We start from the raw sequence: 21,477 nt of genomic DNA on the forward strand, positions 1-21,477 counted from the left end.
CTACAACAAAAAATCCGCGTTAGACGTGGATCCCATCTCTTTATTCTCTTCTTAATAAATACTGATAGACTTCATCCTTTGACAAATCCCATTCATAGGAACATTCAGGAAGATCAGCGAGCTGAGTTTCTAACAAAGGATGTTCAATTGAAATAGGGATTAATCCTTGATGTTGTCTCATTTTTTCGATGAGCCGAACATCATAAGGTATATAATTCATGGATAGGATCTCGGAAAATTTATTTTTCAAATCTAACGAACTATAAATATGAAAATCACAAATTTCATAAAGCAGATCCTTCAACAATTTTTCATCAGTGGAATACCAATGGTCAAATAGTTTTTTATATACATTTTGCTCCGGCAATATAGCATAAAGTTCCTGATTTACTTTTTTGGAATGGTTTAGATCATATAAAAGCGCCATAAACAAATGATGGGTTTCTTTTTGAGCGTATTTATCTTTATTGCTTTCAAATAATAACTGGAAATAGTCTCTGGACAGCTTCGATAAATCAGTCATTTCCCACAGCAGCGATAAACCTATAATGCACCCAATTGATCTAGAAGTGACTTCTTTATAATCAAATAGCTTTTGTAGCATATGCTCTTCCCACAAAAGAAAACGGGTGATATATTTCCATCCTTCTTTTTCGCCATTTAATATTAGATGCTTAGGATAATCTCCGGCATGCACGCCTATTCCAAGCGTTAGATTCCTGGCAATCGTATCTTTGTGCCCGTCTTTAATGTCATTTTGTATACTTTCTTTTATGAGATCGTACCATTCACGAATATGTTCTTCGCTAATCGTTTCTTTTTTTAGTTTATTTATCTCTTTCTTGAATTCCTCGATTATTTTTTTGTGTTCCATATCTCCACAGGCTCCCGTTAATTTAATCCATTTTCGTCGTCTTTAGTCTTTTTGTGTTGTCTATACCGAGTTATTGCTATAGGTAAATTCATCACTCCAAGGATAATACAAAATACAACAGGTATTAATTGAGGGATAGAGGGATAATTTGTTTTTCCGTCACCTACTGCTCCTAATTGAGGTTGATAAGAATCCCATAAAAAATATATGAGTCCAAACAGGGGTATCAAAATACAAATTACACTGGTAATTATATGGAACATATATTTGTTCAATTATTGTCCCCCCATCAGAAATGAGTTGCATCTTTAATGAATGATGATAATTGACTTATGGATTCGATTTGAAACGAAGGTTCATCAAATGCTTACTGAATTTGCGTACATTTCAGCTTCTCAAAATTAATTAATTTCTATTTTTCAGTGGAATAACGAATTTTAGCCCTGACCATACCTCATCAACAGCACAAACCTTAACGTCAACCAGACCTATGTTTATTGCATATTTCCTTATAATCTCGTCGCTTAAATCAGTCTTTATTTTTGAAGCCCTCTTCGGCCAAGAAACCCATATCATACCTGATTGATTGATGCTGTCCTTATACTCGTTCAATAAAGGAAATAATTCCTCTTGTGATGTAGAGAACAAATGAACAAAATCCAAATCATTCGAGTTATAATCTCTACTTAATCTCTCGATCATTGGTATTTCGCCTAGTAAAGTGAAATAATTACTGGGCTCATTAATCAACAAAACCCTTAATCCTGTTTTAATTCCGAGCTTTTTTACGAGTGGAGTACCTGAATAACCAACACTCATTATATCTACCTCCGCCGGCTGGCTTTTAAGATAAAGGAATCAAGCAAGTGAATGGCTCAATAACCATGTAGAAATGTACCAACAATCAGCCGCACAGCTTCCATCCTCATCACACCGCACCCTATAAACGCCTGTTACGCTTCTCGTCCAGGTATATATCTAATGCTTCGATTCCCCGTGTCGCTAACTTGATAAATAAATACAGACTATACAAGCCGAGTAAAATAAAAAGCCCATAAACAATGAACATGACGAATGCCAATACATTCAAAGACAATCCACCTCCGTTAATGTGAGAAAGGCTCTGCTCATGTCTGCCCCTAATGAATGATCGGAATAACTAGGCAAGCTTGATATCCTCTAAAGGTACGTTGTTTGAGATATCAAATAACCGCACGGAGGTGACATCAAAGCTTGGAAAAGGCGGTAATACTTCACTCGCAGCCGATTTCATTTCTATGATTTCTGCTTCAGTCATGCCCCATTTGGTTTGTCCCAAAGTCAAATGTGGAATGAAATTATCCAGCTCTGTATTCCTGTCAATAAATTCGGGCGGTGGGGAGATCGCATCTACCAGATTTTTATGTAGACGAAATATCTCTTTCGATTCAACGCTTAGGAAAGCAACCGCTGTTCCAAATGATCCTGGTTTAGACAATGTGATTTGGAAGCTCGGAAATGAAGCACAAGTTTCCCTGACCCTTTCAAGCCAAATCATATCCTCCGTAAGTCCATTTGGAAGTTTAACCGTAATATGAGGCTCCACAGGAGCCCTAAATCCGTTAATATCCCATCGATTTCGAAATGTCTTAGCCCATTTATTGCGAAACACCAAAATTTGCTCTTTATATTCTTCAGGTGGAACAATTCCTATGAAAAAAGGCATTTTACACCCCCCATGTTCAAGCAATTGCAAGACACATACGATACATTATAATTCGATACGATCCTATATTTACCTTCTATTACTTGTTGTGCTATCCCGCCCACTTGTTTAATGTGCCAGCACTCGGCGTTTAATATGGGAACGAGAGGTTGAACAAAGAAATGGAATGCAAAAAGCCGGTTGCCCGAAGAAAGGCAGCCGGCTTTCGTCTTCTGCTACTGTTGCAGCACTTCCTTTTCCTTTATCGATCCGTTTACCATAACCAACACTTCATCGCATAATTCGCGAACGACACGCAAGTCGTGTGTAATGAACAAAAGGGAAATTCCCGCTTCCGATTTTAGCTGCTTAAGCAAAGTGATGATTTTTACCTGGTGAATCATATCCAGATTAGAGACAATCTCATCGCAGACAAGCAGTTGCGGTTTGGCGATCAATGCTCTGGCAATGCAGGCGCGTTGATATTGACCGCCGCTGAGCTGATTGGGTCTTGCCGGAAGTTTATCCATGGGCAAGCCGACACGTGCCGCATAAGCGTGAACTTCGTCTCTTCTTTGGCGGCGATCCAGATTGGAGTAATGAAGCAGCGGCTCCTCCAAGCTTTGGAAGACCGTCATTCTCGGATTCAAAGCGGATTTTGTATTTTGGAAAATATATTGAAGACAACAGCTCGAATTTTATTGGGATAAGGGTGCCGATATCTACGATTCGATCATCGATCAAGAACTATCCGACAGTCGAAACGAACGCTGGACCCAGATTTTAAAAAGCCTGCTGCAAGACCGTTCGGGGCTGTCCATCCTGGATGTGGGCACGGGGCCTGGGTACTTCAGTATTTTGCTCAGCCGGCTCGGGCATCGGGTGACGGCGATCGACTCCTCCAAGGAGATGCTTGCCAAAGCCAGGATTAATACGGAGAAGCATCGATGCGATGTCGAGCTGGTCTTGTCGGACCTGTTGGACTTCGCCCTGCCGGAATCGTATGACATCATCATTTCCCGGAATGTGACATGGACTCTGCCCGATCCAATAAACGCTTATAAGAAGTGGTTTTCCTGGTTAAAATGCGACGGTCAAGTCATAATATTGGACGCGAATTGGAATTTTCATTTGACCGATCCCGCAGCGGCCACCTTGCAAGAAGCCGTCAATCTGGAAGCCGCCGCAGCCGGTTACGTGCCCTATCGAAGCGAGAAGGAAATCGGCGAAGGCGATCGGATTACCCTGACCTTGCCGCTTTCCTATGTTGCTCGGCCGGATTGGGATATCGCGATGCTTCGTCCTATCGGATTCAAAGAAACGACCGTCCGACAAGGGTTCGACGAAGGACTTTATACGCCGGCCGAGCAAGTGTTGAACAAGCATCGGCCGATGTTCGCGATCACGGCGTTCCGTTGAACAGCGGCAAAAAGCCGAGAGTCCCTTTTTCGCGTGGGACTCTCGGCAGCGATAATTCCGCACCTTCAGTGAGGGAGGCTGTTCATCAGTTGCTGCTCGAATTGTTTCATTCGATAAAAATAGCCTTTTTGCTCCATTAACGCGGAATAGGAACCCGATTCAATCACGCTTCCTTGCTCCACAACGACGATGCGATCAAAATCCTCCAATCCGTTAAGTCGATGACAGATGAGCAGCAGCGTATCCTCTGATGCTTGTTCGTACAGGTGCGTCATGACACGCCGCTCTGTCACATAGTCCATTGAAGACGTCGGTTCGTCCAGCAGCCATAGCTTCCCTTTGCGAAGCATGGCACGCGCCAAGGCCAAGCGCTGTTTTTCGCCATCCGATAAATTTTCTCCTTTTTCGTATACGGGGTCCGATAATGATGCAGTCGGCAACTGAACTTTAGCGAGGATATTCAACAAGTCGTCGTCCGTATGGTCCTCCCCATCGATCAGCAAGTTGTCCCGGATCGTTCCGCGGAAAAAATGGCTTTGCTGGAGCACGACATGAGCGGTGTTCCATATGCTCGATGCCTCCAGTTCGTCTACCGATATGCCGCCCAGCCGCAAATCGCCGGCCGTCGGCGTACGCAGCTTGAGCAACAATTCGATCAGCGTGGACTTGCCGCAGCTGCTGGGGCCGACAATAGCCGTCCTGGAGCCCGGTGGCATTTGCAATGAAAAGTGGTTCAGCGCCGGCCTCCACTCCCCTTCGTATTGGAAGGAAACGCCGGATATTTCAATAGATAGGGCATCGTCCGTATTTAATGCACGACTTGGCTGCACAGGCGACTCCGGCTGCAGGGGAGGCGTTAATACAGCCTCCGTCAGCCGCTTGGCTGCATGCTCGCTATCCTGTTTATAAGCCGGCAACGTAGCCATAGCCGCGGCTTCTTCAAATACAGTTAATGCGGCCATGACCAGCATCGCCAAATATACGCCTGCCATCGTTCCATGGGCGATCAGATAAGCGCCAAGCGCCAGCACGCCCCAGCATATAAGATAGGTGACAAAGGCATGCAGCGATTGCCCGCGCAGCAGCTGTCCGGCCGCTCGCCGCTGCGCCGCTGCCAATGCGCCGGAGGCTTGGCGAAGCTGCCGCTCCCTCTGCGCAAGCTGACCATAAAGTTTAAGCTCACGATAACCGTACAGCACCTCTGTTATTTCCGCAGACAACGACGCCCGCTGCTTGCGAACCTGCCCGTTCACGCCACGATATCCCAGCAACACGATACCCGGCACGACGAATACGGTCGCCAACATGCCGAGCAACAGTAAGCAAGCGATCCAGACCGAAAAGGAAGCGGCAGCCAGCATCGTCGATAAAAAGACCATAACGACAATGATCGGCGGATACGCCACCCGTAGAAAATAGTGCTGCAGCCCCTCTACATCCCCCACGATTCGCGCCAGCAGGTCCCCGCTACGGTTACGATTCAAAATGCCCGGCGTCAAAGGAATAAGCTTGGAGAAAAAGGATGCCCGCACGCGGCTAAGCATAGAAAATGTCGCTCTGTGCGAGTACAAGCGCTCGCCATAACGACTCGCCGCTCGAAGCAAGCCAAGCAACTTGACCAGCGACGTCAGTACGATAAGCGTATAAAGTGGGGGCGCAAACACCGTTTGCGAAATGAGATAACCGCTCGCGGAAAAGAGGACCACACCGGCAATGCCGGCGACAAATCCGCCTACAATCGATAGAAGGATATCTTTGCGTTCCCGAATCATCGCTTGGGACAAAATCGCAAGCTCGCTCATCCCGGCACCCCCTCTCGTTGGAAACCAATCATTTCTGCATACGCAGGCAAGCGCTCCATGAGCTCGTCGTGACGTCCGGAGCCAATGAGTGCGCCATGGTCCATAAACAAAATGTTGTCCGCATGTCTAATCGTATACAGTCGGTGAGCCACCGTGATCATCGTCGCCGACTGGGCCAAGGAGGCAATCGAACGTTGCAGGATGTCTTCGGTCTGAAGATCGAGTCCGACGGTCGGTTCATCGAACAATATGATGGAAGGACGCTTCAAAAAAGCGCGCGCCAGGGCAAGTCGCTGCTTTTCCCCGCCGGATAGTCCTCTCCCGCCCTCGCCGACTTGAGTATCCAGCCCCTGCTCGAGCTGGGCCACCACTTTCGACAGTCCCGCTTCCGCAGCCGCTGCCTCAATTTCCTCCCTAGACACATGCCGACCGGCTCCGATCGCGATATTATCGGCGAAGGTACCGGCGAAAATATAAGGATGCTGCGTAATATAGCTCATCTGTTCGAACCATATCGTCTCGTCGTGCGGCGTAAGCGGGCTGCCATTCACCCGAACGCTCCCCGACGCCGGTTGAAGCAATCCCGCTATCAGATGGAGCAAAGTCGTTTTGCCGGATCCGCTAGGACCGACGAGGGCGATATGATCTCCAGGTCCGATCGTGAGCGAACCGGTTTGAAGCTCGAAGGCATCGGGTGCATACTGATACCGCACATGGTCCAATTCAATGGCGGGCGGCATGAGAGACAAATTGTTCGGAAGTGTCCGGCTCCCTGCCGGCTGATCTTTCAGCTCGTTGCTATCGGTCGAGCCCGCGAGCATCGTCTCCACCTTGCGCATCGCCCCCATGCTCGTTCGACCGTTGTGAAAAGCCGTGCCCGAGCTCTTCAGCAAGCCGTAAAATTCGGGGACGAGCAGCAAAACAAAAAAGGCCGTATGGAACGACATCGATTTGAACACCAACAGCTGCAGAGCCAACTCGAGCGCGACAATCCCGATGCTCAGCATGACGATCGACTCCAGCATAAGTGTATTCGTAAATGCAATTTTCAAAATATCCATCGTGGCATCGCGGTATTTGAAGCTGCTGCGTTCGATTTGTTGCTTCTGCCGGCGGGCCCGTCCGAATATTTTTAACGTAACGAGCCCTTGAAGAGAATCCAGAAATGTACCGGCAAACTCGGCCAGCTGCGCATACTTTTCTTCGGATTTATTTTTCGTTTTTAGCCCAACCAATATCATAAAAATCGGGATGAACGGAGCCGTGGCCAGCAGGATAATACCTGAATTGGCATGTTGGGTGAACGTAACGACTACAATCAGAACGGAGATCATGGCCGTCTCCACCGTACGCGGCAAGTATTGACTGAAGTAGCTGTCCGCCTCGTCCACGGCATCCAGCGCGAGACTGACCTTTCCCCCCGTTTGCCCTCGAAGCGAGAAAGCTATTGATGAATGTGTAAAATGCTGAAGTACGGCTGCTCGCATATTGGTTTTGGCGGCGGCTGCCATTTGCAAGCCAAGCTTCCCGTTCCCGTACGACAACAGGGTGCGTATCGCCATGACGACCAGCAGGATGCCGAGCAGTCCCGCAACCGATGAAAAGGAAGCCTGCTCCACAAAGATTTGTTGGACGGCTTCAGCCAGCCACGCAGCCTGACTTACAATAGCGGCGCTTAGCGCGAGTGAGCAGAAGGTCAGGTAAACGAGGCGTTTGCGTTGGGCGGTCATCTGTATGGCGATCATGCTTCTTTTTCTCTCCACCTAACTCAGCCCCCTACTTTTTCCCTTTCACATAATCCGCATCGAACAGGAACAGCTTAAAAACGAGAATCAAAGAAGGTATCAACAGACACATGCCCCCGAAAAATACGACCACCAGCGCGAAGCCCATAGCGGATGAGGTGACGCCGCCCTGAATCGTAATGTAGGGATCAAGAATATAGGGATACTGCCCGATCCCGTATGCGAAAAAAGCGCATAAAAACTGAAGCATGACGCAAACGAAAGCGAGCCCATAACGGCGGCCTCGATATAGCAGCCACATCGCCATCATAAAAAATGCGACAGAAAGGGCAAGCAGCCACCATAAATCCATCATATTTTGATAATGCCGCTCATTGTGCTGCCCTAAGTAGATAAAGGCCGTCAGGGCGATAATGATCGTCGGCGTGCTCCAGAACAGCGCATAGGTTCGCATAAGCTTCAGCGCGGCTCGATCCTCTGCCCGCGATGCGTAAAACGCCAGAAAGCAGGCGCTGATAAATAAGACAGACGCAATGGCGAGCCCGACGATGCTCCACGACAACGGATTCGTAAGCAGTGCCCTATAATCGAGAGATACTGTCTGCTCCTGCTTCAGGATAAAGCCGCCTTCGGACAGAGCCAGCGCTACGGACAACGAGGCCGGGATCAGCAACCCCGATGCGCCGTACAAAAACAGATAGACGATATTATTTTTGGAACCATAGTTTTCAAATGCATAAAACGATCCGCGAACAGCGAGCAGCACGATGGCGATGCTCCCCGGAACAAGCAGCGCCGAGCCGTAGTAATAGGCCGTATCCGGGAAAAATCCGATCATCCCAATATAGAAAAAGACGAAAAATACGTTTGTAATCTCCCATACGGGCGACAAATAACGGGAGATCAGACGATTAATGAGCGGGTCTTGCTTGGTCAGGCGGGCATAGAAGGCAAAGAAGCCGGCTCCGTAGTCAATGGAGGCAACGATCAGATAGCCGTACAAAAACAGCCACAGAACCGAAATTCCGATCAAATCGTAACTCATCACGTATGCGCCCCCTCCCCTGTTCGCTTCTCGTCCGCACGCCGCGCCCATTTCTCCATCTCGGTTTCCGCCGGATTATGGTTGAACAAGCGCCGAAGAACGAGTACGCTGACCGCGCCTAACACAACGTAAAGGAGAAGGAACAGGAAAAATAGAAGTCTCACGCTTGGCGATGTCGTCGCCGCTTCTTCTACGCGCATATATCCTCGCAAAATCCACGGCTGCCGCCCCAGCTCTGCGAAAAACCAGCCCAGCTCGACGCCCAAAAAGGCAAGCGGCGCACCTGCAGCTATAAGGCGGAGCAGCCATTTATTGTGCTCGTTGCGTTTTTTCCAAAAGGCAAACAGGAAGTACAGCACGGATATGCCCAACAATGCAAAGCCGATGCCGGCCATCAAGTCAAAAAAGTAATGGATGATAAGCGGAGGGCGTTCGTCCGGAGGAAATTCATTCAGGCCCGTTACTGTTGCATTGAAGTTTCCGAAGGCAAGGAAGCTGAGCATTTTCGGCAGATGAAGCGCGCCTTCTATTTTTTGCTCGGCATGAAGCCATCCCAGCAAGATCAGATCCGCGCCGCTCTGGGTCTCAAAATGCCATTCCCCGGCAGCCAGCTTTTCTGGCTGGTGTTCGGCCAAAAACTTGGCGGACTCGTCTCCGGCAAGCGTATTTAGCGCGCCGAACAGCAGGACGACCGTCATCATAAGCTTAAGCGCTTTTTTGTGGTAGCCGGTTACTCCCTTTCTGAGCATCGTAAAGGCGGCTATTCCTGCGAGCAGAGCCGCTCCTGTGAGATAGGCCGAGCTTAATACGTGGAACACTTTGGAGAACGTCGCGGTATTCAGCATCGCTTGCACCGGGTTAACGGCCGTAAATTGCCCGTCTTGCATCTCAAATCCCCCGGGTTGATTCATAAAACCGTTCACGGTCGTAATAAAAACGGCGGACATGCCTGCCCCTGCGACAATCGGGATTGTGAGCAGCCAATGGATATACGGGTTCTTGAACCGATCCCACGTATACAGATAAATGCCCAGAAAGATCGCTTCGAAAAAGAAAGCGAACACCTCCATGAATAACGGGAGCGCAATCACGTTCCCTGCCAGCTTCATAAAGTTTGGCCATACCAAGGCCAGCTGCAGGGAGATGGCCGTGCCTGTTACGACACCGACTGCGACCGATATAACAAACCCCCGCGCCCACCGCTTGGCCATCAGCGTGTAGTGCGCATCTTGCTTGCGGATGCCGCAAAGCTCGGCAATTGCGATCATGAGCGGAATCCCGACACCGATCGTCGCGAATATCATATGGAATCCCAGCGTCATTCCCGTCACCAGCTTGCTCCATAGAACCGTATCTACGCCCATTCCTTGCTGCCTCCCTCCCAAAGCCATATGTAATCTGTGTTGATTATATCTCTGTCCTTGGCCGGTTCAATCGCCGTCACACCTTCTCCCTCAATCGTTCAACAATGGATCACTTCTATCCGACAACTTGATGAAAAAAACAAAAAAAGCCCGATCGGGCTATTGATCGGGCTTGCATGTCATGATAGTTTTATTTATTTCTTGGTCCCTTCCGTTACTCCAGGCCCGCCCAAGCAGGCTCGTGCACATCCTGCCACCGCTTGCGGATCGCGTCGAATTCCTCGGGATTCAGTTTGCCCTTGGCAGCGAATTCAAAGGACCTGAGCAGATGATCGAGATTTTTCGTGCCGACGAGCGCCAGGTCGACTTGGGGAAAGGACAGGACGAACCGCAGCGACTTCTCGACGATCGCGTCCGAATCCTCGTCCATGAACGGATAGGCCAGCTTCTCCAAGCGTGTCACGTATTCCTCCGGCGCGTTTTCCGCTCCCTGTCTGGACCATACGACGTTGGCGATCGGTCGTTTGATGACAACGCCCATGCCGCGTTCCTTTGCCTTGTCCAGCGTCATCGTCGCCGCTTCTTGATCGGCGATGCTGAGCGAAGTCTGCAGAACGTCGAACACGCCGGTCTCGATCGCATACAACGCATGGGTGGAATCGCCGCTGTATCCGATATAACGCGCGATGCCTTCCTCTTTCAGCTTTTGTGCCGCTTCGATCAGTTCCCCGCGGCGGAGCACCGCCTCCGTACAGCTATGAATAAACATGACGTCCAGATAATCCGTTTTTAGGTCGCGCAGCGTCCGCTCGACGCTCGGCTTCACATTGCGGACGTCCCAATCGGGATAGGGCAAGCCGTAGCTTTTACCCTCGCCGAATTTACTGAATAGATAAAAATCTTTGCGCCGATGAGAGACCGTCTCTCCGATCATTCGCTCGCTCTCCAAATAGCAGGAAGCGGTATCAATGACATTCATGCCTTGATCCAGCCCCGTATTCAGAAGCTTGCGCGTGCCTTCGATCGTCGTTTCGACGCTTTTCATAGCAATCTCATATCCGCCAAAGCCGACGACCGATACCAACATGTCCGTATTTCCCAGCTTTCTCTGCTCCATGCCGTTGATCACCCTTTCTTTGGTTCTCAACGGTTTTTCCCCTTTATAGCCCTTTAAGAATCCATTTCAGCCTTCTATTCTCGCAAATGCTGCGGATATCTTGACCTCGCTGCTTGGCATGCGGAAATGAAAGCTGACCGGCGCATACGGCGCAGCTCCGTTTTGTTCGACCGGTAGGCTGCGGTTGAGCGCATCCTTGACCATGACGGCCACCACTTTGTAGCCCGTCTCCGGAAATACGCTAACCTTCACGGACTCTCCGCCCCGGCCATGCGTCGGAAGCACGGCCAGCCTTCCATGCGCATTGGCTTCCAGCTTGATCGCCTGCAACGGATTGGGCGTCGCGGCAACGCTTTTGGCGAACTCGATTTCTCTCAATGTGCAAGCCTCGCCTGCGAGCCTGTCGAAGCGCAGCGCGACGAACAGCTTGCCCAGCAAGCCGCCGATCGATCGAAGCCGTTCGTTGCGATCCAATCCGTTAAGCGACACGCAAATATCCAGGTAATCATCGGTCGCAGACCGATAGTCCTTCAGTTCGAAAGAGGCAATGTCGATTCGTTTGAGCGGGTCGTCCGCGTCATCAGGCAACGCCACCTGAACGGTGACGTTCGCATTCGATAAAATGCGCAGGTTCAAGCGGAGCTCAAGGCCGTCGCTGTCGTCCGCCCGCGTCGTGCCGAACTGGAAATACTTATAGCCGATCACCGTATTTTCGGCATCGATGCCTCTTACCGGATTCAGGCCGTCTTCGCTTCTTTGCGCGCCGTCGATATAAACGTTGCCGGTGCAGTAGCATAAGAGGTTGGCAGGATAGCGCCGAAAAGCAAGCAAACCTTCCCGCGATATGCCCTGCGACGTCATCTCGACTTCGGGGATCGACACCCTGCCGTCTTGCGCAATAACTTCAATCGGCTCCATCATCGCTTGCCGGTTGTAATCGTCGCACGTCCTGCGGTGATAAACGACGTACCACTGTCCGTTCACCTCAACGATACTGCCGTGATTGTTGCCGCCCGGCCAGTTCCGGTCGTTGTTCACGATTTGTCCGCCGTACGTCCAAGGTCCCATCGGATGATCACTGTAGCAATAGGTCAAGGCGGAGATGCGCTCGAGAGCCGAGTAAATGAATACGTAGTGGCCGCCGGAGATTTTTTTGATCGAAGAGGCTTCGAACAGCATGGAACCGTTGTGATCTTGGGCCGCGGGAAGCGTCTTTCTCCAAGCGTGACGATCAGGCTTGCCGGAAGCGCCGTCTATGATCGTATGCATGTCGTGCGGATCAAGCTCCGCGCACCGGTCGCCGGGTTCGCCGGCGTGATGCATCCCCCAGAAGGCGTATACGCGTACCGAACCGTCCGCTTGCTCGTCGACGAGTACGGAAGGGTCGAACGCGCCTGCCGCATTGGCCGCCGGCCAGTCGCACATGACGGGATCGGTAAAAGGACCCGCGGGGCTGTCGCTTATCGCCATGACACATTTCGGTCCGCTATCGCCGTAACCGGGGACCGTGCCGTCCGCGTGCCGGGCCGGACCTTGAACGCCGTCCAGCGCATAGGGCGCTCCCAGAAACGTGTACAAATAATATTTTCCCGTCACCGGATTGTACGCGCAATCGGGCGCTCCGAAGTGCTGGTCCTCCACGATGCCGTAGCCGATATCGAATACTTGCTTCACGTTAAAAATCTCGCCGTGATTGGTCCACTGCGACAGGTCGTCGACCGGAGCCGACCAGGCATCGTGCCCGAATCCGCAAAATGCCGTCACCCGCTCGTCTCTCGAGCCGTATACGAACAGGCGCTTCTTCCCTTCGTATTCGAAAACATGCGGCTCGCCGTCCGGCACAAAGGCCGTAAGCGGCAGCATCGGATTGTGCGCCGCATGCGCCATGGCGGTCATCGCACTCCCTCCTTCGCCGAAGCGGCGATCGCGACGCGCAGCATTCTGCGTCCCTCCGACACAGCCGATTTTTCCGACAGCAAGATCCGGTACACCGTGTCTCCCCAATTCCGCCGCAGCCGCGCATCGACGACCGGTATCGTTTCCTGCGAAAAGGAAAGTCGTTCCTTGTCGTATTCGATCTCCGCGAAGCTCCCCGGCCGGTATTCGAGCAGAATCGTTCCGGGCGCTCGCTCTACGGGACGGCAGGGCGTCATAAGCGTATAGACGATGTCGCGGGTCGGTTCATTAAGCTTAAAATCGTCCGCGATCTCGACGACGGCGCGGCCGCTTCTGCCGAGCGCCACTGCGCGATGCCAGGACACAATGCCCGCTTCCGGCGGATAAGCGCCGGCAATGTCCATCGACAGGTGGGACACGTCTCCGGCACATTCATAGACGACGTTCGACGCGCGGAATTCGCCGCCGACATGCTGCTGCACGCCGCGGACGGTCGGCAGATTGTGATAGGCCGATTGGGTCGTCCAAATCTCGTAGCGCTGCGGACTGAACGTTTTGGCCGTATACAGCTCGGTCCCGAGATCGATCAGAACCGGCAGGCCGTCGGCATAGACGATGAAGCTGCCCACATCGTTGTGATTGTGCGACTCCAGGTTGTTGCCGCCTTTGGCGGCTGTGAACAAACCTTCGACCGCCCCTTCCGTCTCCCTGGCCGTCATCACCTGCGTTTGTTCCAGCCAGGCGTCCCGTATATAGGGGGGCTTGGCGTCGGACGGGCGCTCCTGGAACAGGCTGCGGACGAAGCGCGGCAGCGGGAACCAGTACGGGTAATCGCGAATGATCGTGGGCGTCGCTGCGCCCAGCGCTTGAAGGCGTGGGTCATGGATGCGCGTGCCGTAGCCGTAAATGACGTCCGGATAATGAGCCACCTTCGCATCGCCGTCGGCAAAATTGGCGTAATAGATGCCGCCGATGTGGACCTTGTACAGGTAGCTGCCGATGTCGCGCACGATCCGTTCGCCGTAAATATCGATCTCTCCCCCGCTTGCGGCATGAAGCAGCTCGAGGACATCGAACAGCGCCCCGCCGGAATGCTCCCAATACATCGGGCCTTCGTCGCAGCAGCCGTCCGCCGGATGCGTAAGGAGAAAACGGTCGAGGCTTTTCATGATTTTACGGATGCCCCGGGTTCGAACGGCCGCGTCGTCTTCCAGGAGCAGAAAGCCCGTGAGACAGCTGAGATTGCACCAGGGATTCCAGTTGTTCACCCGCGTCCCCGGCATAAAGCCCATCCACCAGTAATCGTCCCGGTCCACATAAGGATCGAGCACGCGCGTCCGCACTTCCCGTTTGCTTCTTCGACCGATATGGATGCTGACTGCGTCGAAGCGTTCCCCGAGCAAATAATGCGCCCATGCGAGCATCGCCGCCGTCTCGCCGCTCAGCAGCTGGACCTCGTGCTCTCCGGTCAGCGGGAACGCTTCCGGACCGCCCCACACCGTCTCTTCGCAGATCGCCATAATGCCGTTGACGATCTGTCCGAGGAACCGTCCTTCGCCTTCGAGGCACTCCCCGATGACGAGCTTCCCCAGTGCCGTGCGCCGGTCGTAGATCGGATCCGAAGCGACCGTCAGCCTGCCGGTCTGCTGCGCATCGAGGCGGTCCGTCACCTTGAGCGCGGGCCAGTCGTAGTCGAGGCAGCGCTCCGCCTCGGCAAGCCAAAGATCTCGCATCGGCGCCGCCACATTTGACCATGCCTCGCGGACCGTTATTGCCGGGAACGGAGCGATTGCGCTGGCAGCCGGAATCGTCGCAAAATCCAAATGGCCGTATCGATCGCTCAACAAGTCGGTCACAACCCTTCCGGTCGATTCATTTATTAGTCGATTCAATTATAAAGCGCCGGAAGATGCTGCTATATACGAAGATTTCGTCTTTCCTTATCTAATAAGGTGGACTTTTTCGCCGTTACGCCTACCCTTATTTCAGATAAAAAATTTCGTTCATCGGCTTGATCGGCTCCGGATTGTTCAGGTCAAAGGAGCCTTCCACCATGGCCGACGTAAGGGCATTCCAGCGGTTGCAAACGTCGCTGTCGGCCAGAATCCGAAAAGCCTCCTCGACATCGTCGCATTCAAAGCAATAGAAAAACTGATTTCCGTTTTGAAAGATCGAATAGTTGCGAATGCCCGCACGGACGTGTTCTTCCATCATTTCCGGCCAAGGCTCGCGATGCATTTTCACATACGCATCCAGAAATGCCGGCTTCACATGCCAGGTCCAGGCGAATTTGCCGCTTGCCATCGATTTCCCCCCTGCGATTAATAGGTGTCGGCCAGACTGGTGACGGACAGCTCTGACCGAATCTCCTCCAGGGAGACGGCGCGGGACAGGTCCGATTTGGCGAGACCGATGCGCCGCTTCGCGCCTGCCGGCAGGTCGAAGTAATTGTCCTCGAATACGCCGTCCAGCGTGCTAAACGACAGTTCTACGTAGCGGACCAGCGAAGGCGCGGAGAGTTCGACGACAAATCGGTCCGTCTCCTCGGTCACTTCGGCGTCGATCTTCGCCTGCTTCAGCTCTAGATACTTCGCGGGCACGAAGAAGGCCATGCCCAGGGAGTCCGGCGCCCCGTCCGAGGTCAGCGCATACTCGAGATAAACGCGTCGCCGGATGTCCGGATTCGCGAGCTGCTCCGTGAAGTCCAGCTGTGCGACGCAGAGCGAGCTTAGCGGTGCCGATTCGAACGAAGCCTCGCCGCGCTTCAGCACCTGGCCGTTCAAATCCTTCAGCGCCCAGCTCACTTTGCCCCGCAGTCCTTCCAGCCGCTCGTTCACGACATGCAGCGAGGCGGTCGTCTCCGTCTCGCAGGCGGACAGCAGCACCGGCGCGAAGAAGCGCCGCGCGAAGTAATGCAGCGCCTTCCAGCGCCCGTAATAATCGATGCTCGACCAGGACAGCGTCGGCCAGCAATCGTTGAGCTGCCAGTACAAGGCGCCCATGCACCGGCCGCGATGGCGGCGCCAGTGCTCCACGCCGTAGCGCATCGCCTCGGCCTGCATGAGCTGGGACACGACGCCGAGCGACCGCAGATCCTTCGGGTACCGGAACGTTTCGGCCAGATAGGCCAGAATTTTTTGGTTGCCCGACGGATTTTTCTGATGGCACTCCATTACGTACGAGAACAGATTCCGGTCGTCCGGCTCGGTAAACGACAGCGTCGTCCGGTAATCCGGCAGCGACTCGAAGCCGAATTCGGACATATAGCGGAAGTAGGTGTTGCGGTAATCGGTGAACGGCTGGTTGCCGTGCCAGACGTCCCAGTAGTGTCCGTCTCCGTGGTTCTGTCCGTTCGACTCGAAGAAATCGCCGCCGGATGACGGCGAGCCCGGCCAGTAAAACGTATCCGGCGCCAGCTCCCTTACCATTGCGGGCAGCCGCTCCTCGAAGAAGGATACGTACGCGCGGCGGTTCGCCTCCGTGTTCGCGATGCGCCCGTCCTCGAAAAACATCTCGATCTCGTTGTTGCCGCAGAAAAGGCCGATCGAGGCGTGATGGCGAATCCGCTTCACATTGTCTTCGAGCTCCGCCACCGAATTGTCGATGAATGCCTCGTCGTCCAGCGGATAGACGCCGCAAGCGAACATGAAGTCCTGCCAGACGATCAGGCCGTACTCGTCGCACAGATCGTAGAAATAATCGTCCGGATAAAAGCCGCCGCCCCATACGCGGATCGTATTGAAATTCGCGCGGACGCAATCGCGGATCAGCCGCTCCGAGCGCTCGCGGGACAGCCGGCCGAGCACATTGTCCTCGGGGATGTAGTCGGCGCCCATGGAGAAGATCTCGACGCCGTTGATCTTGAAGGCAAAGGCGCTGCCCCATGCGTCCGGCTCGGTGTTCACTGTCAACTCGCGAAGTCCGATGCGCAGCGAGCGCGTATCGAGCGTGCTACCGGACGCATCCAGCAGCGCGGCTTCGACCATGTAGAGCGGCTGCGCGCCAAAGCCGTTCGGCCACCACAGCTGCGGCGCATCGATCTCGAGTTCGACCTCGGCCGAGACCGCTTGCGCCAGGTTCACTGCATGAACCTGGCGTTCGCCTTTCGGTCCGGCAACGGTCACCTGCGCGCGGTAACCGTCCGATCCCCCGTCCGCGCGATCTGTGCGCAGCGCGATATTCAGCCATACGCGGCCCTGCTCGTGCCGCTGGCGGACAAGCACGTCCGCCCACCGCGCTCCGGCGATAGACAGCAGCCGGACGCTGCGCCAGATGCCGCAGTCCGGCAGCTTCGGCCCCCAATCCCAACCGGACATGTAATGCGCTTTTCGCAAATAAGTATAGCCTTCCACGACCATCGGGATGCCGAAAAGCGCATAGGCGGCATGGCGGTTTCGCATATAGCCTGACGACGAACGGAACACGATGCGCAGCTCGTTCTCCCCTTGAACAAGCCGTTCCCCCACGTTGGCTTCATACGTACGGAACATATTGTCGGCCGACAGCAGCGGCTGCCCGTTAAGCTCGACCTCGGCGAGCGTATCGAGTCCTTCGAACCGCAGCACCCGCTTGATGGCAGGGTCCGGCAGGCCGCCGTCCCAATCGAATGTCCGCCTGTATTCGTAGTCGTGATCGAACAGCGGCAGGACCCGCGCTTCGTTGTCGCGATAGAACGGGTCTTCAATCTCGCCGCCGCGCAGCATGTCGCCGAGCAGCGTGCCGGGCACGAGCCCCTGCCGCCATTGTCCTTCGCCAAGCCTGCGGTACTGCCAATTGCCGTCGAGTGTCATGATTTGCATCGTTTGGTTTCCTCCAAGGATCCGATCCTATTTTTTTAGGTTTTTAGTTTTACTGCTGCGCCTTCCAGGCGTCGAACTGCTTCTTGTACTCGGCGACGACCTTGTCGAGTCCGGCCGCCTTCATCTTTTTCAGCGCGCCGGGGTAGAAGTCATCCCAATCCGCGACGCCCATCTTCAGCGGGTAGACGCTCGTCTTGATCTCGGCCAGCAGGTTGGCGTACTCCACGGACACCGGCGTCGTATCGAACGTGAAGCCGATATTCGCCGCGTTGACGGCCTTGTCGCTCAGCTGCAGCGTATCGAACAGCTTGGGATGGGCGTTCGTCGGAATGCGCGTGAGCGGTCCGTACCCCATCGTCCATTCGGAGCACTGCACTTCGTTGCCCACCGGGCGCAGCGCCTCGCGCTTGTTCGGCCCCGCGTCTTTCCACCAATCGTCCTTGATGCCGTAGACGAGCAGGTCATAATTGTCCTGGCTGCTATAAAGCCAGTTATAAAATTTGATGACGGCTTCCGGATTTTTAGACGTTTTCGGGATCACATTGGCGTTCGTCGCGACGATCGGACGCATCCACTGCTTCTCCGGCGCCAGACGGACAGCGTCCATGTCGAGCTCCGGTTTTTTTTGCTTGATGGCCGGATAATCGAAAAATCCGTTGCCGAGGTTGAACAGGAACTCGCCGTCGGTAAACGTTTTGGTGACCTGGTCGAGCGGCAAGGTGAGTATATCCGGATGAATCAAACCTTTTTCATACATTTGACGGAAATATTCGGCGTCCTTCTTAAACTCGTCCGTCTCGAGCCACGACTTCACGCCGCCGGACTGATCGACATAGATCAAGTCGTCGATGACGTTAAACGGATACGTGTCGTATTCGCGGTGAAGTGCGCCTGCCAGGAAGTTCGGCTTCATGACGACGAACATATTCGGGTCCTTCTCGGCCTTCTTGATCTGATCGGCGGCGTCGATAAAGCCCTGGAATGTCGTCGGCACCGGAATGTCGTACTTGTCGTACAGATCTTTGCGATAGGTAATCAGCTCATAGTCGTTCGCCCATTCCCGGTTAATGACCGGGATGCCGTAGATTTTGCCGTTTACCTTGATGGCGTTCCAGACGTCGTCGGAAAACTTGCTCTTCAAATCCGGATACTTGGCCAATAAATCGTCGATCGGCTGCAGCGCCCCGCGCCCTGCGTACACGGATGTCTTGATCAGGTCCTCCATGATCGTCAAATCGTCGAACGCTTCGTTCGTGGACAGCATGAGATTTGTCTTCTGCTCCCAAGCGTCCCAGCCGATATGCTGGAACTCTACATGGAGGCCGACGCCGTCCGCTTTGAGCTTGGCGTTGACGGCATCCCAGCGCTTCTTCGCCTCGGTAGGCTCGCTGCCCGGCTGCACGATCTTGATCGTTACGGTACCGCCGTCCGGATTCGCGGCCGAGCCCTTGTCAGTCTGCGCCGCATTTCCTTTTCCCGCGTTCCCTTCGTTCGACTTGCCTCCGGAGCATGCGGCGAGCGAGCCCAGCAGCATCGATACGGTCAACAGCACGGCAGCCGAATTCCCGATCTTCCTCATCTTTGCACGACCTCCTCAGTAAAATGATTGCTCTATCGTTGAATCCGCATGCGAATGTTCGGAGCGGATGGTCAACCTTTGACGGAGCCGATGACGAGCCCTTTGACGAAGTAGCGCTGCAGGTACGGATACATGAGCACGATCGGTCCGATCGTCAGAACCGCGGTGGCCATCTTGACCGATTCCGCAGGAAGCGTTCCTGAATTCGAAGCGCCCTGAATCTGCGTCATCATCTGGATGTCGGATTGCAGCTTGAACAGGAAGTATTGCACGGGATACAGCTGCTGGTTGTCGACCAGCATGATGGCGTTCCACCAGTCGTTCCAGTAAGCAAGCCCGTAGAACAGCGAGATCGTCGCGAGGACCGGCTTGCACAGCGGAAAAATAATCCGGAATGCTGTCGTCGCATCGTTCGCGCCATCGATCTTGGCCGATTCGACCAGCGCGTAAGGCAGCGACAGCATGAAGTTTCGAACGAGAAACAGATTAAACGCGCTGAACAGCAGACTCGGCACGAGCAGCGCGAAAATATTGTTGTTCAGCCCCAGCTCTCTGCAGATCATGTACCAGGGCACGATGCCGCCGTTGAACAGCATGGTGAAGAAAAAGAAGCCGGCTAGATGGTTGCGGTAGCGCACAGAACGATTCGTCAGCGTGTAAGCGGCCATCGCCGTGATCGCTACCGCCAATAGCGATCCGACGATCGTGACGAACAGCGAGATGCCATAGCTGCGCAAAATGGTGCCCGAATCCTGGAACAGCAGGCGGTACGCTTCGCCGGAGAACTTCGCCGGGAAGAAGCTGTACCCGTTCATGCGGATCGCCTCCTCGTCCGTCACGGAGATCATCAGCACCAGCAGCACCGGTAGAAAACAGAACAAGGCGAACGCCGTCATGAACAGCTGGATCAGGCGGCCTGCGAGTCGCGGGGAGTTCGTCGTCATCAGAACAGCGCCCCTTCCGGAAAGTATCGCCGGATCAGCCGATTGACGCCGTACACAAGGACGAAGCCCATGACCGCCTGGTAGATGCCTACCGCCATCGCTTGCGCGGGATCGCCTGTCATGCGGAGCGCCCTGTATACGTAGGTATCGATGACGTCGGTCGTCGGCAGCAGCAAGCCGTTGTCGCGGATGATGGCGTACATCATCGCGAAGTCGCCGTAAAATATTTTGCCGATCGCAAGCAGCATCATGATGACGACGGTCGGCATCAGCAGCGGCAGCGTAATGGATCGGATCTGCTGCCAGCGGCTCGCCCCGTCAATTTTGGCCGCCTCGAACAGCTCGCCGTCGATGCCGATGATCGCTGCGAGGAAAATGACGGCCAGCAGCCCCGCGTCCTTCCAGACGCGCATAAAAGTAAGAATGCCCGGCCAGGCGTCCGCCATCCCGTACCAGTTTTGCGGTCTCATCCCGAGTCCCTCAAGGATCTGGTTCAACAGGCCGTATTGAGAGGAGAAAATGTTGTAGACGACATAGCTGACGATGACCCAGGACAGGAAGTAAGGAAACAGGAACAGCGATTGCGACACGCGCAGGAACCATTTGGACCGGACCTCGTTCATGAGGATCGCCAGCAGAACGGCTGCGGCGTTGCCGAACACGATAAACAGGAAATTGAGACGGATCGTATTCCAGGTGACGCGCACCGCATTGTCGGACATAAAGAAAAATTCGAAATTTTTGAGTCCGACGAACGGGTTTTGCCAGAAATACGAGGTGTCGTAGCTGAACTTCTGGAACGCCATTAATAAATAAGGCAGCGTCGCATAGCCGAACACGAGCGTATAAACGATGGCTGGCAGCGCGAGCAAATAGCTGACAGGATTGCGCCAGATGTCTCTGACAAAGCTGCCCTTGCCCGTCTTCGACGCCGCGTCGGCACGCTTCCCGAAGCCGGGCCTTGATGCGGATGTTTGCATGATCGATCTCTCCTCTCGCCAGCTTGTCGTGATAGCCCCATTCTAGTGAGCGCTTTGGCAGCGGGTAAACTTAAAATAGCGGAAATCGAAGGAATCCTGGGAAATTGAAGGCCTTCGAAAACCGGATATTCCTAAAAAAACGCCGCAAGCGCCGCATTTGCCGCATTTATGAATGCGTTTCCATTGAAACGGCGGTTCCATCACGATACAATGCTAACTACAAGAAACC

Annotated in this window: 17 protein-coding genes; 1 reads left to right on the plus strand and 16 read right to left on the minus strand. The window is 53.6% G+C overall.

Annotated features, from left to right (window positions below):
- Positions 1 to 40 precede the first annotated feature (40 nt).
- From KVT38_RS15745 to KVT38_RS15760, 4 genes are all read right to left on the minus strand, one after another.
- The gene (locus KVT38_RS15745; RefSeq protein WP_217594683.1) at positions 41 to 874 is read right to left on the minus strand and encodes a hypothetical protein; all 834 of its coding nucleotides are present in this window, start codon (positions 872 to 874) and stop codon (positions 41 to 43) included.
- 405 nt (positions 875 to 1,279) lie between these two features.
- The gene (locus tag KVT38_RS15750; RefSeq protein ID WP_217594684.1) at positions 1,280 to 1,693 is read right to left on the minus strand and encodes a DUF3052 family protein; all 414 of its coding nucleotides are present in this window, start codon (positions 1,691 to 1,693) and stop codon (positions 1,280 to 1,282) included.
- A gap of 340 nt (positions 1,694 to 2,033) precedes the next feature.
- Positions 2,034 to 2,579 (minus strand): 2'-5' RNA ligase family protein, encoded by a 546-nt coding sequence (locus KVT38_RS15755; RefSeq protein WP_217594685.1) that lies wholly within the window; start codon positions 2,577 to 2,579, stop codon positions 2,034 to 2,036.
- Positions 2,580 to 2,794: 215 nt separating this feature from the next.
- Entirely contained in the window at positions 2,795 to 3,232 is a 438-nt protein-coding gene (locus KVT38_RS15760; RefSeq protein WP_368859109.1) for an ATP-binding cassette domain-containing protein, read from the minus strand.
- A 58-nt stretch (positions 3,233 to 3,290) separates the two neighbouring features.
- Here KVT38_RS15760 and KVT38_RS15765 point away from each other — a divergent pair, with 58 nt between their 5' ends.
- Positions 3,291 to 3,977: a class I SAM-dependent methyltransferase gene (locus KVT38_RS15765; protein ID WP_368859110.1), complete on the plus strand. Its 687-nt coding sequence runs from the start codon at positions 3,291 to 3,293 to the stop codon at positions 3,975 to 3,977.
- 65 nt (positions 3,978 to 4,042) lie between these two features.
- Here the strand turns inward: KVT38_RS15765 and cydC are convergent, their stop codons facing one another.
- The 12 genes from cydC to KVT38_RS15825 form a co-directional block, all read right to left on the minus strand.
- Positions 4,043 to 5,779 carry a thiol reductant ABC exporter subunit CydC gene (gene cydC / locus KVT38_RS15770; RefSeq protein WP_217594687.1) on the minus strand — a complete coding sequence of 579 codons (1,737 nt, stop codon included), beginning with the start codon at positions 5,777 to 5,779 and terminating at the stop codon, positions 4,043 to 4,045.
- Entirely contained in the window at positions 5,776 to 7,524 is a 1,749-nt protein-coding gene (gene cydD / locus KVT38_RS15775) for a thiol reductant ABC exporter subunit CydD (RefSeq protein ID WP_483298176.1), read from the minus strand. The genes cydC and cydD overlap by 4 nt, the downstream gene beginning before the upstream one ends.
- A gap of 31 nt (positions 7,525 to 7,555) precedes the next feature.
- Positions 7,556 to 8,569: a cytochrome d ubiquinol oxidase subunit II gene (locus KVT38_RS15780; protein ID WP_217594734.1), complete on the minus strand. Its 1,014-nt coding sequence runs from the start codon at positions 8,567 to 8,569 to the stop codon at positions 7,556 to 7,558.
- Complete coding sequence (locus tag KVT38_RS15785; RefSeq protein WP_217594689.1) at positions 8,569 to 9,933, minus strand: cytochrome ubiquinol oxidase subunit I; 1,365 nt, start codon at positions 9,931 to 9,933, stop codon at positions 8,569 to 8,571. The genes KVT38_RS15780 and KVT38_RS15785 overlap by 1 nt, the downstream gene beginning before the upstream one ends.
- A gap of 214 nt (positions 9,934 to 10,147) precedes the next feature.
- Entirely contained in the window at positions 10,148 to 11,080 is a 933-nt protein-coding gene (locus KVT38_RS15790) for an aldo/keto reductase (RefSeq protein WP_254639265.1), read from the minus strand.
- A gap of 36 nt (positions 11,081 to 11,116) precedes the next feature.
- Positions 11,117 to 12,946, minus strand: coding sequence for a family 43 glycosylhydrolase (locus tag KVT38_RS15795; protein ID WP_217594690.1), 1,830 nt, complete (start codon positions 12,944 to 12,946; stop codon positions 11,117 to 11,119).
- Positions 12,943 to 14,679 carry a heparinase II/III domain-containing protein gene (locus KVT38_RS15800; protein WP_217594691.1) on the minus strand — a complete coding sequence of 579 codons (1,737 nt, stop codon included), beginning with the start codon at positions 14,677 to 14,679 and terminating at the stop codon, positions 12,943 to 12,945. The genes KVT38_RS15795 and KVT38_RS15800 overlap by 4 nt, the downstream gene beginning before the upstream one ends.
- 247 nt (positions 14,680 to 14,926) lie before the next feature.
- The gene (locus KVT38_RS15805; RefSeq protein ID WP_217594692.1) at positions 14,927 to 15,250 is read right to left on the minus strand and encodes an L-rhamnose mutarotase; all 324 of its coding nucleotides are present in this window, start codon (positions 15,248 to 15,250) and stop codon (positions 14,927 to 14,929) included.
- Positions 15,251 to 15,267: 17 nt separating this feature from the next.
- Positions 15,268 to 17,745: a beta-mannosidase gene (locus KVT38_RS15810; RefSeq protein ID WP_217594693.1), complete on the minus strand. Its 2,478-nt coding sequence runs from the start codon at positions 17,743 to 17,745 to the stop codon at positions 15,268 to 15,270.
- A 49-nt stretch (positions 17,746 to 17,794) separates the two neighbouring features.
- Entirely contained in the window at positions 17,795 to 19,324 is a 1,530-nt protein-coding gene (locus KVT38_RS15815; protein ID WP_217594694.1) for an ABC transporter substrate-binding protein, read from the minus strand.
- Positions 19,325 to 19,395: 71 nt separating this feature from the next.
- Complete coding sequence (locus KVT38_RS15820) at positions 19,396 to 20,268, minus strand: carbohydrate ABC transporter permease (protein WP_217594695.1); 873 nt, start codon at positions 20,266 to 20,268, stop codon at positions 19,396 to 19,398.
- Positions 20,268 to 21,248, minus strand: coding sequence for an ABC transporter permease (locus tag KVT38_RS15825; RefSeq protein WP_217594696.1), 981 nt, complete (start codon positions 21,246 to 21,248; stop codon positions 20,268 to 20,270). The genes KVT38_RS15820 and KVT38_RS15825 overlap by 1 nt, the downstream gene beginning before the upstream one ends.
- Positions 21,249 to 21,477: the final 229 nt, after the last annotated feature.

The sequence above is a fragment of the Cohnella sp. GbtcB17 genome (genome assembly GCF_019091135.1).
GTDB lineage: Bacteria > Bacillota > Bacilli > Paenibacillales > Paenibacillaceae > Cohnella.

Bases quoted from the DNA above. Each gene is read 5' to 3' on its own strand.
- KVT38_RS15750 (WP_217594684.1), bottom strand. From the start codon at position 1,693: ATGAGTGTTGGTTATTCAGGTACTCCACTCGTAAAAAAGCTCGGAATT.
- cydD (WP_483298176.1), bottom strand. From the start codon at position 7,524: ATGATCGCCATACAGATGACCGCCCAACGCAAACGCCTCGTTTACCTG.
- cydC (WP_217594687.1), bottom strand. From the start codon at position 5,779: ATGAGCGAGCTTGCGATTTTGTCCCAAGCGATGATTCGGGAACGCAAA.
- KVT38_RS15820 (WP_217594695.1), bottom strand. From the start codon at position 20,268: ATGACGACGAACTCCCCGCGACTCGCAGGCCGCCTGATCCAGCTGTTC.
- KVT38_RS15800 (WP_217594691.1), bottom strand. From the start codon at position 14,679: ATGCGAGATCTTTGGCTTGCCGAGGCGGAGCGCTGCCTCGACTACGAC.
- KVT38_RS15825 (WP_217594696.1), bottom strand. From the start codon at position 21,248: ATGCAAACATCCGCATCAAGGCCCGGCTTCGGGAAGCGTGCCGACGCG.
- KVT38_RS15780 (WP_217594734.1), bottom strand. From the start codon at position 8,569: ATGAGTTACGATTTGATCGGAATTTCGGTTCTGTGGCTGTTTTTGTAC.
- KVT38_RS15815 (WP_217594694.1), bottom strand. From the start codon at position 19,324: ATGAGGAAGATCGGGAATTCGGCTGCCGTGCTGTTGACCGTATCGATG.
- KVT38_RS15755 (WP_217594685.1), bottom strand. From the start codon at position 2,579: ATGCCTTTTTTCATAGGAATTGTTCCACCTGAAGAATATAAAGAGCAA.
- KVT38_RS15795 (WP_217594690.1), bottom strand. From the start codon at position 12,946: ATGACCGCCATGGCGCATGCGGCGCACAATCCGATGCTGCCGCTTACG.
- KVT38_RS15745 (WP_217594683.1), bottom strand. From the start codon at position 874: ATGGAACACAAAAAAATAATCGAGGAATTCAAGAAAGAGATAAATAAA.
- KVT38_RS15810 (WP_217594693.1), bottom strand. From the start codon at position 17,745: ATGCAAATCATGACACTCGACGGCAATTGGCAGTACCGCAGGCTTGGC.
- KVT38_RS15805 (WP_217594692.1), bottom strand. From the start codon at position 15,250: ATGGCAAGCGGCAAATTCGCCTGGACCTGGCATGTGAAGCCGGCATTT.
- KVT38_RS15785 (WP_217594689.1), bottom strand. From the start codon at position 9,933: ATGGGCGTAGATACGGTTCTATGGAGCAAGCTGGTGACGGGAATGACG.